This is a genomic window from Blastococcus sp. SYSU DS0541 (assembly GCF_054050875.1).
Genome location: NZ_JBJHAD010000009.1, coordinates 124,294 through 136,380, shown reverse-complemented (window position 1 = coordinate 136,380; position 12,087 = coordinate 124,294). Strand labels below are relative to the sequence as shown.

Annotated in this window: 15 protein-coding genes; 6 read left to right on the top strand and 9 right to left on the bottom strand. The window is 77.0% G+C overall.

Translation table 11 applies throughout. The features are described from left to right. Positions 1-73: 73 nt before the first annotated feature. Both ACI794_RS12075 and ACI794_RS12070 read right to left on the bottom strand, forming a co-directional pair. Complete coding sequence (locus ACI794_RS12075) at positions 74-973, bottom strand: SDR family NAD(P)-dependent oxidoreductase (protein WP_456616489.1); 900 nt, start codon at positions 971-973, stop codon at positions 74-76. A 77-nt stretch (positions 974-1,050) separates the two neighbouring features. Continuing rightward, the gene (locus ACI794_RS12070; protein ID WP_456602687.1) at positions 1,051-1,452 is read right to left on the bottom strand and encodes a hypothetical protein; all 402 of its coding nucleotides are present in this window, start codon (positions 1,450-1,452) and stop codon (positions 1,051-1,053) included. A gap of 66 nt (positions 1,453-1,518) precedes the next feature. On the opposite strand from ACI794_RS12070, the gene ACI794_RS12065 reads away from it, so the two are divergent. Then, positions 1,519-1,788, top strand: coding sequence for a DUF2277 domain-containing protein (locus tag ACI794_RS12065; RefSeq protein WP_456581577.1), 270 nt, complete (start codon positions 1,519-1,521; stop codon positions 1,786-1,788). Between the two features lie 131 nt (positions 1,789-1,919). Next, positions 1,920-2,432, top strand: a complete 513-nt coding sequence (locus ACI794_RS12060) for a PGPGW domain-containing protein (RefSeq protein ID WP_456602688.1) — start codon at positions 1,920-1,922, stop codon at positions 2,430-2,432. A gap of 12 nt (positions 2,433-2,444) precedes the next feature. Here ACI794_RS12060 and ACI794_RS12055 read toward each other — a convergent pair whose 3' ends face one another. Next, entirely contained in the window at positions 2,445-2,684 is a 240-nt protein-coding gene (locus ACI794_RS12055) for a hypothetical protein (RefSeq protein ID WP_456602689.1), read from the bottom strand. Between the two features lie 81 nt (positions 2,685-2,765). Between ACI794_RS12055 and ACI794_RS12050 the strand changes: the two genes are divergently transcribed. Together ACI794_RS12050 and ACI794_RS12045 are read left to right on the top strand one after the other, a co-directional pair. Further along, on the top strand, positions 2,766-3,227 hold the full coding sequence (locus ACI794_RS12050) for a GNAT family N-acetyltransferase (protein ID WP_456602690.1): 462 nt from the start codon (positions 2,766-2,768) through the stop codon (positions 3,225-3,227). Positions 3,228-3,301: 74 nt separating this feature from the next. After that, positions 3,302-4,756 carry a hypothetical protein gene (locus tag ACI794_RS12045; protein WP_456602691.1) on the top strand — a complete coding sequence of 485 codons (1,455 nt, stop codon included), beginning with the start codon at positions 3,302-3,304 and terminating at the stop codon, positions 4,754-4,756. A 9-nt stretch (positions 4,757-4,765) separates the two neighbouring features. Here ACI794_RS12045 and ACI794_RS12040 read toward each other — a convergent pair whose 3' ends face one another. From ACI794_RS12040 to ACI794_RS12015, 6 genes are all read right to left on the bottom strand, one after another. Further along, positions 4,766-5,437: a glycosyltransferase gene (locus tag ACI794_RS12040; RefSeq protein WP_456616488.1), complete on the bottom strand. Its 672-nt coding sequence runs from the start codon at positions 5,435-5,437 to the stop codon at positions 4,766-4,768. 26 nt (positions 5,438-5,463) lie between these two features. Then, on the bottom strand, positions 5,464-6,303 hold the full coding sequence (locus ACI794_RS12035; protein ID WP_456602693.1) for an NAD-dependent epimerase/dehydratase family protein: 840 nt from the start codon (positions 6,301-6,303) through the stop codon (positions 5,464-5,466). 8 nt (positions 6,304-6,311) lie between these two features. Next, a complete protein-coding gene (locus ACI794_RS12030) occupies positions 6,312-7,115 on the bottom strand; it encodes an aldolase/citrate lyase family protein (RefSeq protein WP_456602694.1) in 804 nt (267 codons plus the stop codon). A gap of 57 nt (positions 7,116-7,172) precedes the next feature. Continuing rightward, the gene (locus ACI794_RS12025) at positions 7,173-8,246 is read right to left on the bottom strand and encodes an ABC transporter ATP-binding protein (protein ID WP_456602695.1); all 1,074 of its coding nucleotides are present in this window, start codon (positions 8,244-8,246) and stop codon (positions 7,173-7,175) included. After that, positions 8,243-9,640, bottom strand: coding sequence for an ABC transporter permease (locus tag ACI794_RS12020; RefSeq protein ID WP_456602696.1), 1,398 nt, complete (start codon positions 9,638-9,640; stop codon positions 8,243-8,245). The genes ACI794_RS12025 and ACI794_RS12020 overlap by 4 nt, the downstream gene beginning before the upstream one ends. 212 nt (positions 9,641-9,852) lie before the next feature. Next, the gene (locus ACI794_RS12015; RefSeq protein WP_456602697.1) at positions 9,853-10,860 is read right to left on the bottom strand and encodes an iron ABC transporter substrate-binding protein; all 1,008 of its coding nucleotides are present in this window, start codon (positions 10,858-10,860) and stop codon (positions 9,853-9,855) included. A gap of 98 nt (positions 10,861-10,958) precedes the next feature. Here ACI794_RS12015 and ACI794_RS12010 point away from each other — a divergent pair, with 98 nt between their 5' ends. Beyond that, positions 10,959-11,300, top strand: a complete 342-nt coding sequence (locus ACI794_RS12010) for a hypothetical protein (RefSeq protein WP_456616487.1) — start codon at positions 10,959-10,961, stop codon at positions 11,298-11,300. 42 nt (positions 11,301-11,342) lie between these two features. Then, positions 11,343-12,041, top strand: a complete 699-nt coding sequence (locus tag ACI794_RS12005; protein WP_456616486.1) for a hypothetical protein — start codon at positions 11,343-11,345, stop codon at positions 12,039-12,041. Positions 12,042-12,087 lie beyond the last annotated feature (46 nt).

Below are 12,087 nucleotides of genomic sequence, written 5' to 3'. Positions count from 1 at the left end.
GTCAGCCTGGCCCGGCGGCCCTGCGAGGGCAATGCCCTGCGACGGGACGGAACGCGCTGTTCACGCGCCCGCCTCAGATGCTGCGCCAGCGCCCCTCGGTCGCGTTGCCCTCGGGCCGGGACCGGAAGACGTTGCCCTCGGTGGGCGGCGTCTCGTCCCCGGCGAGCGCGAAGGTCTGCAGCAGCGGCTCGACGAGGACGTCGTACAGCCCGGGGAGCAGCCGGAAACCTGCGGTGACGACGTGGTTGAAGGCGCCGGCCTGCACCATCCGGCGCGGCCGGTCCACCGTCGCGAGCACCCGGCGGGCCACCCGCTGCGCGGAGTAGACCGGCGGGGGCGGTCGCCCGGTGGACCCCGCGTAGGAGGCGCCCTGGTAGTAGATCGGGGTGTTCACGCCCCCGGGCTGGACCACCGAGACGGAGATCCCCGGCTCGTCGCGGGTCTCCTGCTGCAGCACGCGGGCGAGGGCCAGCTGCCCCCACTTGGCGACGGCGTAGCTGCCCAGCACCGGCGTCGTGACGGTGCCCAGCAGCGAGTTCACGATCACCAGGTGGCCGGCGCGCTGGCGGCGGAAGACCGGCAGCACCTGGCGGGCCACGGTGGCGGTGCCGTGCAGCGAGGTGTCGACGACGCGCTCGTAGACCTCCTTGGGCACGTCCTCGATCCGGCCGTAGGCCATCACCTGCGCGGAGTGCACGACGACGTCGAGGCGGCCGAACTCGCGGACCGCGGCCGCGACCGCCGCGGCGACCGCCTCCTCGTCGAGGATGTCGGCGGGGCACACCGTCACGGCTCCCGCACCGGCGGCGCGGAGCTCCTCGGCGGTCTCCTCGAGCGGCGACCGGCCGCGGGCGACCAGCACCAGCCGCGCGCCGCGGCCGGCGAGCCGCACCGCCGTCGCCCGGCCGATGCCGCTGGACGCGCCGGTGATCAGCACGGTGAGCGGCGACCCGCTCGGGTCGGGGATCGGCACGGGGAACTCCTCGTTCGGGCGGCGCCGGCTGCCGGGGCACCGGTTGTCCGCAACCGACTACCCGACCGGCCCGGCGGTCATGCGGTGCGCCGGTCGAGCTCGGCGAGCAGCCAGCCGGGCCCGGTGGTGGTGACGCCGTCGGGCAGCCGGGCGCGCAGCCCCCGGTCTGCGGTCACCACCAGCACCTCCTCCCCCGCGGCGGCCAGGTCCGCCGCCGTCGCGGCCACGGCGTCGTCCCCGCTCCCCGGGGCGCGCACCACGCGGACCCCGTCGGGCGCGGGCACGTCCCGGGCCCGCCCCTCCACGACGGCCACGACCGCGCCGCAGGCCAGGTCCTCGCCGTCCGGGCCCGCGGTCCGCGTCCCGGCCAGGGCGGCCAGGCGATCGAGCAGGCGGGTCGTCGCCCCGGCCCGGTCCCGCCACCAGCCGTCGGGGCGCGCGCCGACCACGTTGGCGACGTCCACCACCAGCACCGTCATCCCGCCCTCCTCGTGCCGTGCTCAGCACCCGTCCCAGCCGGTCCGGGCGCACCTACGCTGCCCGGCATGTGCCGGAACATCCGCCCGCTGGCCAACTTCGCACCCCCGGCGGCCGACGACGAGATCCACGCCGCCGCCCTGCAGTACGTGCGCAAGATCAGCGGCACGACGAAACCGTCGCGCGCCAACGCCGAGGCGTTCGAGCAGGCCGTGGCCGAGGTGGCCGCCGCCTCGGCCCGGCTCCTCGACTCGCTGGTCACCACCGCGCCGCCCAAGGACCGCGAGACCGAGGCCGCCAAGGCCCGCGCCCGGTCCGCCGCCCGCTACGCCGGCTGATCCCGGGCCGGGTGGGTGTCGCGCCACCCGGTTGCCCACCACCGGCATGACCGGGTGGGCGACCGGGTAGTTCCCGGGGCACCCGTCCACCGAGGAGCCGCCTCCTCGCCGTCCCGAGAGGCACCTCCGCCGTGGGAGCCCCCCTGCCGTCCACCCCGTCCACCACCCGCCCCGCCGACCACCGGTTCGCCGGGAACCGCGCGGTCGAACGGCCCGCCGGCCGGGGCAGCACCCGGTGCGCCCACTGCACCGACGGGCTCGGCCGCCCCCGGGAGGTGCAGCCGGGCTCCTTCCGCGAGCGCGTGCACCGCAACCACGGCGTCGCGATCGCCTACCGCGTGGCGGTGTTCACGGCCGGCCTGCTGCTGGTGCTCATCGGCCTCGCCCTGACGGTGCTGCCGGGGCCGCTCACCATCCCCCCGGTGCTCGCCGGTCTGTGGGTGTGGTCCACGGAGTTCGACTGGGCGCGCCGCTTCTTCACCGCGTTCCGGCGCAAGGCCCGGGAGGCCTGGCAGCACGCCCGGCAGCACCCGGTCAGCTCCCTGGCCGTCACCGTGGGCGGGCTGGCGCTGGCGGGCGTCGCGTTCTGGGCGGTCGGCCACTTCCAGCTGGTGGACCGGGCCGTCGCCGCGCTGGGCGGCTGACGGCCCGACCGGTCAGCTCCCCGACGCCGGCCCGATGTCGCGTGGGTCCGGCGTGCGGAAGGGCGGGTCCTCCGGCGGATCGGCGTCCTCGCCCCCGGCGCCCGTCCCGGGGCGGTCGGTCTCGGGGGCGCGGTCCGGCTCCTCACCCCCCACGCCGAAGCCCTCGGCGGGCTGAGGGGCACCGGCTCCGGGGTCGGCGGCGGGGATGCCGTCGTCCGGCCGGCCGAGGTTGGGTTCGAGGGGGCTCGTCATCGACATGGGCGCTCCCCTACCCCGGCCCGGGGTCGCCCTCCCCTCCGATCCGCTCCGCGCGGGTCGGCGAGAATCGGCGGTATGACCTCCGGCACGACGCCCTCCACCGACCTGCACCTGCGCCGCGCCGCCTTCGCCGACCTGACCCCCTTCGAGGTCTACGCCCTGTGCCGGCTGCGCGTCGACGTCTTCGTCGTCGAGCAGGAGTGCCCCTATCCCGAGCTCGACGGGCGCGACGTGGAGCCGGCGACCGAGCACCTCTGGTTCGAGGAGGCCGGAGAGGTGCTGGCGACGGTCCGGGTCCTCGACGACGGCGCGACGCGGGCCATCGGCCGGGTGGCGACCGCGGAGCGGGCGCGCGGGCGCGGGCTGGCCGGGCGGCTGATCGGGGAGGCGCTGGCCACCTACGGCGGCGGGCCGCTCACGCTGGGGGCGCAGGCCCACCTGGAGCACTGGTACGCGCGGTTCGGCTTCCGCACCAGCGGGCCGGGCTACGTGGAGGACGGCATCCCGCACGTCCCGATGCGCCGGGAACCGGGCTGAGCCCGGCAGGCGACACCGGCCGGCCACCGCGTGCGGTGCCCGGAGGCCCGCACAGGGTCACCTAACCTGCAGGGGTGACGACGGCGACGGAGCTCCCCCTGCCGGCCGCCTCACCGGGCGGCCGGGACCGGGACACCGCGACGACCGCGCGCTGGTCGCCGGTGGAGCTGCTGCCCGCGGTGCTCGTCGGCCTCCTCGGCGGCTGGCTGCTCCTCCCCGGCCACGGCCTGTGGTTCGACGAGCTCTTCACCGCCGAGGTGGCCCGCCTCCCGCTGGGCGACATCGTCGGCGCGATCACCAGCGGCGAGGGCACCGCGAGCTACCTGGCCGGCGTGCCGCCGTCGTACAACGCCCCCTACTACCTGGTCACGCACCTGTGGGTGTCGGTGCCGGGCCTGGCCGGTGACACCTCCCTCCGCGTGCTCTCCCTCCTGGCGACGGCGGGCGGCCTCGCGCTGATCACCCGGGCGCTCACCCGCCTCGCCGGCCGGGGCACCGGGGTGCTCGCGGGGCTGGTGCTCGCGGCGAGCCCCCTGGTGCTCGAGCAGTCGGTCGAGGCCCGCAGCTACGGGCTGGCCGTGCTGGCCACCGGGGCGGCGGCGCTGGGGCTGGCCCGCTGGCTGCAGGAGCCGCCCCGCGGCCTGCTGCTGTTCGGCCTGGCCGGGGCGGGCATGGGGCTGGCGCACTGGTACGCCGTCACCGTGCTCGCGGCCTTCGTCGCCGCCGCGGTCCTGCTGCGGCGCCGGCGCGCCCTCCCGGTCGTGCTCACCGGCGCGCTGGCCGCCCTCCCGGCCGTGGGCTTCGTGGCGCTGGCCGTCCTGAACGGGACGGGTGCGCGGAACGCCGAGCACCTGCGCGACACCGACGGCCGGCTGGTCGCCCTCGCCGCCGAGGCCTGGGCCGGGGGGCGCACCCCGCTGCTCTACCTCTCGGTGGGCCTGGCCGTGGTCGGGGCGTTCCGCGCGGCCGGTGCGCGGGTGGTCGGCACCTGCTGGCTGGTCGCACCCCTGCTGCTGCTGGTGGCCGCCGAGGTGGTGCGGCCGGTCTACCTGCCCCGCTACCTGCTGGCCGGGCTGCTGGGGCTGGGTGTGCTCGCCGCGGCCGGCGCCATGGCGCTCCCGCGGCCCGCGCGGGTGCCGGTGGGCGCCCTCCTGGTGGGCTGCTCCCTGCTGGCCTCGGCCCCGCTGGCCGACCGGGGCCCGCGCGAGCGGGCCGACGACCTGGTCGCCGCGCTGGCCGAGGTGCACCGGCCCGGTGAGCCGGTCGTCGCGGCCGACCAGCGGTCGGCCACCGGCCTCGACCACTACGTCCGCATCCTGGCTCCCGAGCTGCGCCCGGACGTCGTCCTCCCCCCGGACGACGCGCCGCCGGGCGAGGACCGGGTCTGGGTCGTGCGCCGGCTCCTCGACGGCGAGCCCGAGCCCACCGACGACGACGCGATCCTCCGGGCGGCGGGGCTGCGCATGGTCGACCAGAGTGAGTTCCCGGCGAGCAAGACCCACCTCGTCCTGCAGCTCTGGAGCCGCTGACCGCCTGCGTCAGCGGCGGGCCCGCGCCGCCCAGGTCAGCGACCGCAGCGACTGCCGCACCCGGGCCCGGGCCGTCCAGGCCGACCGGCCCGAAGGGCGCCGGTGCCGCACGACGGGCACGCTCGCCACCGGCCGGCCGGAGCCGCCGACGGCGAGGACGACGCTCGGCGCCCCGCGTTCCTGCACGGCAGGAACGACGGCCGCCCGCACGTCCGGGCCCATGGCGAGGAAGGCCCCGGCGTCCGGCGGCAGACCGGTCAGCCGGCCCGCCACGCGCCGGTGCAGCGTGCCGGTGAACCGCCGCAGGGGCGACTCGTAGCGGCCGCGCCGCCCGGCGAACACCGCCGCCACGTCCCCGGTGGCCAGCCGGTCCAGCAGCAAGGGCACCGCCTCGGGCGGGTCCTGCAGGTCCGCGTCCAGGCACACCCAGACGTCGGCGGCCGCCTCCTCGGCGAGCCCGCGCGCCAGCGCCGCGTGCTGCCCGACGTTGACCGCCAGCTCGGTGACCGCGATCCGGCCGTCCCCGGCGGCGAGGGCCCGCGCCACGGCGGTGCTGTCGTCCGGGGAGGCGTCGACGACCAGGCGGAGCCGCCACGACCGGCCGGCGAGCGCCACGGCCAGCCGCTCGGCGAGCTCCGCGAGGGTCGCCTCGTTGCCGTACACGGGGACGACGACCGCCACCTGCGGATCCGCTCCCCTACCGGCGATCACCCGGCCGCCCAGGTCCGGGCCAGGCCGTCGGCGAGGTCCACCGTGGGGGCCCAGCCCAGCAGCCGCCGGGCCAGCGACGGGTCGCAGACCCAGTCGGCGGTGTCCCAGCCACGCCCGGGGTGCGCGCCCGGTGCGATGGCGATCGGGCGGCCGGTCACCCGCTCGGCGGTGGCGACCAGCTCCTCGGTGGCGGTCTGCACACCGGTGCCGATGTTCAGCACCACGCCGGGGGCCAGGTCGCCGTCGACCGCGGCGCGGACGCAGGCGTCGACGACGTCACCCACCCACACCCAGTCCCGCCGGCTGACGTGGGCGGGCAGGGCCACGGTCCCGCCGGTGCGGGCGGCGGTCATCACGACCGGGACCAGCCGCGTGGGGTGGTCACCCGGCCCGTAGACCTGGAAGGCGCGCAGCACCGCCGCCCGGATCCCGCGCTCGGCCGCCGCCGCCTGCAGGAGCAGCGAGCCGGCGGCCTTGGTGGCGCCGAAGAAGCCGCGCGGCTCCAGGGCGGCGTCCTCGGCCAGCGGGTGCGGCGCGGCGGCGTACTCGGTCGACGAGCCCAGCCTGACCACGGCCGAGCAGCGGTCGGGCAGCGCGTCGACCAGCCACGGGCTGGTGTTGACCGCGGTCGTCGCGGCGCGTTCGGCGGGCGTCGCCTTCGCGCGGCCGGCGGCGAGCGCGAACACGACGTCCGGGTCCGCGGCCCGCACGGCGGCCGCACCGGCGACCGGATCCGCCAGGTCGACGTCGCGGCGGGTCAGCCCGGTGACGTGCCAGCCGTCCTGCTCCAGCCGCGCCACCAGGTGCCGGCCGACGAACCCCCCGGCTCCGGTCACCAGCGCCCTCACGCCGGCTGCGCCACCCGTGCCGCGTGCTCCTGCGCCATGGCCGCGACGGCGGCGACGAATGCCCGGCGGGACTCGACGGCGCGCTCGGCACCGGCCCGGCGCAGCTCGTCGAGGCCTCCGAGCAGCCGCGGCACCTCGACGAAGGGGTCGCGGCCGGCCATGTCCGCGGTGAAGGAGCGGCGCAGGAAGGTGAAGTGGGTGTCGATCCGGATCAGCTCCGCGGCCAGCAGGTCACCGGGCACGGGGAACCCTCCACCGGGGAGCGTCAGGCCGCCCACCCCGAACGGCACGGGCACCTGCGACCGCACCGCGTCGACGGTGCCGTCCACGAGCGGGGCGAACAGGGCGGTGGACCCGCGGTCGATGCGCAGGTCGTTGAGGCCGACGTAGATCCGCGAGAGCGGCCGTCGCGCGAGCTCCGCGACCCGGTCGACCGCGTCCTGGGTCTCGACCAGGATGCCCAGACCACAGCGCCCCGCGACCAGGTCGAGCGTCCGGTCGACCTCCTCCGCGGAGCGCACCATGGGCAGCAGCAGCTCGTCGGCACCGCGGTCGACCGCGTCGTCCACCTCGGCGGCGGTCCACGGCCCGAAACCGTTGACCCGGCAGAGCAGGCGACCGGAGGTCGCCGCGCGCATGCGGCTCAGGTCCCCAGGGGTGTCCTCGTTGACCTGGGTGCCCTCCCCCGCCTGGCGCCGCAGCTTGCCGCGGCGCTCCCAGTCGACGACGATGCCGGCCGCACCGGCAGCCACGACGTCGCGCCCCCAGTGGGGGTCGACGGTGAAGAGGAACAGATCCATGCGCGGTAGCTTAGGCTTTCCTAACCTGTTCGCGCCGCCGGGTTGCGGTGGGTCTGCTCAGAAGGCCGGATCCGCGACGACGGGGCGACCGGCGCGCCCGGCGGCCGGGAAGGTCAGCGCCGCGCCGGCGACCTCGATCGAGACCTCCTGCCCGACCGCGGGCAGCTCCGCGCCCTCCAGCCGGGCCGTGACCGTCCCGCCGTCGGCCAGGGTCAACCACACGCGGGAGTCGTGCCCGTAGAAGTCCACCTCGCGCACCCGCGCCCGGGCTCCCGTCCCGAGCGGTGGCCCCAGCCGGAGCTGCTCCGGCCGCAGCAGGACGCGGGCCGGCCCGTCGGCCACCGCGCCGGCGACCGGAAGGTCACCCAGGACGCAGAGCGCGCTGCCGTCGCGGACCTCCGCGTCGAGGACCACCGACTCGCCGACGAACGCGGCCACGTCGAGGTCGGCCGGGCGCCGGTACAGCGTGCGCGGGTCGGTCAGCTGCACCAGCCGGCCGTCCCGCAGAACCGCCACCTGGTCGGCCATGGACAGCGCCTCGGCCTGGTCGTGGGTGACCAGCACGGCGGTCGCGCCGGCGACGCTGAGCGCTGCGGCGACGGCCCGCCGGGTGTCCTCGCGCAGCGCGGCGTCCAGGGACGAGAACGGCTCGTCGAGCAGCACGAGCCCGGGCTCGGGAGCCAGCGCCCGGGCCAGGGCGACCCGCTGCTGCTGGCCGCCGGAGAGCTGGTGCGGCGACCGGTCGGCCAGGTCGGCGTCCAGGCCCACCAGGGCCAGCAGCTCGGCCACCCGTCCGCGATCGCCGCGCCGCCGGCGGGGCAGGCCGAAGGTGACGTTCCCGGCGACGCTGAGGTGCGGGAACAGCCCACCCTCCTGCGGCACGAAGCCGATGCCCCGCTGCCGGGCCGGCACGCCCCGCCCGGCGCCCGCGACGGTGCGGTCGTCGAGGGCGACGGTCCCGCGGTCGGGGTCGTCGAACCCCGCGACGAGCCGCAGCAGCGTCGTCTTGCCGCAGCCCGAGGGGCCGAGCAGCGCGGTGAACCCGCCGGCCGGCACGTGCAGGTCCACACCGGCGAGCACGGGGGTGGCGCCGAAGGCCTTGGTCAGGCCGGTCACGGTGAGGGAGCTCATGGGGTCGGACCTCGTCGGATGTCGCGGGACAGCAGGACGGTGGCCGGCGCGGACAGCAGCACCATGACGGCCGCGTACGGGGCGGCGGCCCCGTACGAGAGCGCGCTGCTCGCCGACCAGAACGCGGTGGCGAGCGTCGCCGTGCCGGTGGGGGCGAGCAGCAGGGTGGCGGTGAGCTCGGTGACCACCGCGAGGAACACCAGGGCCGCGCCCGCCCCCAGGCCCGGCGCGAGCAACGGCAGGGTGATGCGGCGCAACCGGTCGACGCCGGAGGACCCGAGGGAGGCTGCGACGTCGTCGAAGAGGGGCGGGGACTGCTCGACCGCCGCACGGACCGGGACGATCGCCCGGGGGAGGAAGAGGATCGCGTACGCGGCCAGCAGCACCGGGACGGTCTGGTAGAGCCACGGCGTCGCCCGGATGCTCAGCGTGACCAGCGCCAGCGCGACGACGATGCCGGGCAGCGAGCTGCCCAGGTACGTGGCGCGCTCCAGGAGCGTCGCCGTGCGCCCCCGGGCGCGGACGGCCAGCCACCCGGTGGGCAGCGCCATGGCGGTGGTGACCGCGGCCGCCCCGGCGGCCAGGGCCAGCGTGGTCCCGGTCGTCCCGGCGAGGCCGGCCCAGTCGAGTCCGGCCGACGCGCCCCCGGCCAGCCAGTGGGCGAGCGCCCCCAGGGGGACCAGCAGCGCCAGGCCGACGAGCCCGGCGAGCGCCAGCAGCGCGGGGGTGGTCAGCGCCCGCAGCTCCACCGGCCGGACCGGACGGGCCGCACCCCGCCCGCTGCCGGCGTAGCCGCGGTGCCCCCGCAGCCGGACCTCGGCGAGCAGCAGGAGCAGGCACAGCAGGATCAGCACCCCGGCCAGCACGGTGGCCGCCGGGCCGTTGAAGGTGGCCCGGTACTGGTCGTAGATGGCGGTGGTGAAGGTCGGGTAGCGCAGCATCTGCAACGCCCCGAACTCGGCCAGCACGTGCAGCGCCACGAGGAGGGCGCCGCCCAGCACCGCGACGCGGAGCTGCGGGAGCTGCACCCTCCGGAAGACCGCCCAGCCGGAGAGGCCCAGCCCGCGAGCCGTCTCCTCCAGCGCCGGGTCCAGGCCCCGGAAGGCGGCCACCACCGGCAGGTACACGAATGGGAAGTACGACAGCGAGACGACCAGCAGCGCCCCCGCGTAGGTGTCCAGCCCCGGGAGGAGGGAGATCCACGCGAAGCTGTTCACGAACGCCGGCACGGCCAGCGGAGCCACCAGCAGCACGTGCCACAGGCGGCGTCCGGGCACCGACGAACGGGCCACCAGCCACGCCGCGCCGACGCCCAGGACGACGCAGACCGCGACCGTGCCCACGGCCAGGCGGGTCGTGTTCCAGAGCAGCTCGGCGACCCGTGGCCGGAACACCAGCTCGCGGACGCCCGCCCAGCCGACGTCGACGGTGTACCCCGCGATGTAGGCGAGCGGCAGGAGGGCCAGGGCCGCGACGCAGGCGGCGAGCGCGAGGGTGACCGGCGACCGGCGCAGCGGTCGCCCTCCCCTGCCCGCGGACGCGCCGGAGCCCCGGACCGCCGGCGAGGCCGGCGGTCCGGGAACCGGGATGCGGAGCGCGGGAGGGGTCAGAGCAGGCCTGCTTCCTGCATCAGCTCGGTGACCTTCGAGGCGTCGAGCGAGCCCGGGTCGACGGCCGGCGCCTGCAGCTCCGCCAGCGGCGGCAGCGCGTCGGCCGAGGGGACGCCGGTACCGACGGCGTACTCGAGCGCGCTGCTGCCGGCCAGCCGCTCCTGGGCCGGGCGGCTCGTGAGGTACTCGACCAGCTCCTGCGCCTGCTCGGGCTGGTCCGAGGAGGCCAGCACCCCGGCCCCCGAGACGCTGAGGAAGGCGCCCGGGTCCTGGTTGCGGAAGTAGTGCAGGGCGGCGTCGTCGCCGATGAGGCCGTCCTGGGCCTGGTCGCGGAACCAGTAGTAGTGGTAGGTGATGCCGACCGGGACCTCGCCCTCGTCGACGGCCTTCATGATCGCCGTGTTGCTCGCGTAGATCTCGGCGTTGTCCTCGAGACCGGCGAGCCACGCCCGGGTCGCCTCCTCGCCCTCCATCTCCAGGACGGCGCTGACGATCGCCTGGAAGTCCGCCCCTCCGGCGGCGATGCCGACCCGGCCCTCCCACGCCGGGTCGGCCAGGTCGAGCATCGACGCGGGCAGCTCGTCCTCCGCGATCTCCGCCGGGTTGTAGATCAGCGTCGTCGAGCGGGCGGCGAAACCGACCCAGTTGCCCGAGGACGGCCGGAACTGGTCGTCGACCTGGTCGAGGGTGCCCGCGTCCAGCGGCGCGAGCAGCCCGGCCTGGTCCACGGCGGAGATGGCGGGGCTGTTCTCGGTCAGGAAGACGTCGGCCGGCGAGGCGTCACCCTCCTCGATGATCTGGTTGGCCAGCTCGGAGTCGTTGGCGTCGCGGAACTCCAGTTCGATGCCCGTCTCCTCGGTGAAGTCCTCGAGCATCGCGCGGACCAGGCTCTCGTGCTGGGCGCTGTAGACGGTCAGCGTGTCCGCGTCGGAGCTGCATGCGGCCAGGGAGGCCGCGAGGGTGAGGGTGGAGACGACGACGGTCGTGCGCCCGAGCCTGGTCACGTGCTTCCTCCTGGAGATAGGCGAGGCATACCTAAGCATGCGTGCGCCCGCGCAGGCGAGCCGCCCACCCCTGCGCGCCGTGCGGTGCAATGGACGGCGTGCTGCCCCCCGGCTCCCCAGAGGAGCACTCCGGCCCGCCGGCGGGCGACGCCGCGCTGCTGCGGGAGGCCGCGGACCGGGTGGAGGCGCTGGCCGCCGGTGCCGCACCGGGACGGTGGCGGCTCGGGGGGTTGCTGGCCACCCGGCCGGAGGTCCTCGCCGAGGGCCCGGGCGGCAGCACCCAGCACGTCGCGGAGGCGCGCGCCCGGAGCGCCGGGTGGATCGCCGCGGTCTCGCCCGCGCTCGCCGGGCCGCTCGCCGCCTGGCTGCGCGCAGCCGCCGCCGACCCGACGCCCGAGGCGGTCGGGGTCGCCCGCGTGCTGGTGCAGCGGCTTCCCTGACCCCGGGGAGGGAGGGCCGCTCGCGCGGGGTAGGGGACGTCGATGCAGCGCCCGCACCCTGATCCCCCTGACCGGCCCGCCGGGCCGCACGCCGACGCGGCGGAGGACACCCCGGAGCAGACCGGCCTGGCCCGCCGGCTGGACAAGCCGATGGGCGCGCTCGGGCTGGTCTTCGTGCTCGTGGTCCTCGGCCAGTCGCTGGCCCGGCAACCGTGGCTCACCACGACGCTGAGCGTCGTCGGCTGGGTGCTGTGGGCCGTCTTCGTGGCGGAGTTCGTCCACCGGGCCGTCACCGCCCGCGACCAGCGCCGGTTCTGGGCGCGCAACTGGTGGCAGGTCGTCTTCCTGGCCGTGCCGTTCCTGCGCTTCGCCCGCGCCCTGACGCTGCTGCGCGCGGCGCGGGTAGGCGGGGTGGTGTCGGCGGCGGTGCGCGGCTCCCGCTCGGCGGGGCGCCTGCTCAGCGGCCGGATCGGCTGGCTCGGCGCGGTGACGGTCGTGGTGGTGCTGGCCACCAGCCAGCTGCTGTACGTGCTGGGCGCCTACGAGTCCTACGGCACGGCTCTCTACGACGCGGCCATGGCCACCATCAGCGGGCAGCCCCTCACGGCCGACGGGAGCCTGGCGCGCGCTCTCGACGTCGCGCTGGCCACCTACTCGGTGGCCGTGTTCGCCACGCTGGCCGGCGCGCTCGGCGCCTTCTACCTCGAGCGGCGTGCCGGCGACGCCGCCCGGCAGGCGTGACGGGCCGGGCCCCGGAGCACGAGGGCCCCGCCGGTGGACCGGCGGG

Excerpts from the sequence above, each read along its gene's own strand:
- ACI794_RS12070 (WP_456602687.1), bottom strand. The coding sequence starts at position 1,452 with ATGACGGTGCTGGTGGTGGACGTCGCCAACGTGGTCGGCGCGCGCCCC.
- ACI794_RS12065 (WP_456581577.1), top strand. The coding sequence starts at position 1,519 with ATGTGCCGGAACATCCGCCCGCTGGCCAACTTCGCACCCCCGGCGGCC.
- ACI794_RS12030 (WP_456602694.1), bottom strand. The coding sequence starts at position 7,115 with ATGGATCTGTTCCTCTTCACCGTCGACCCCCACTGGGGGCGCGACGTC.
- ACI794_RS12025 (WP_456602695.1), bottom strand. The coding sequence starts at position 8,246 with ATGAGCTCCCTCACCGTGACCGGCCTGACCAAGGCCTTCGGCGCCACC.
- ACI794_RS12005 (WP_456616486.1), top strand. The coding sequence starts at position 11,343 with ATGCAGCGCCCGCACCCTGATCCCCCTGACCGGCCCGCCGGGCCGCAC.
- ACI794_RS12055 (WP_456602689.1), bottom strand. The coding sequence starts at position 2,684 with ATGACGAGCCCCCTCGAACCCAACCTCGGCCGGCCGGACGACGGCATC.
- ACI794_RS12050 (WP_456602690.1), top strand. The coding sequence starts at position 2,766 with ATGACCTCCGGCACGACGCCCTCCACCGACCTGCACCTGCGCCGCGCC.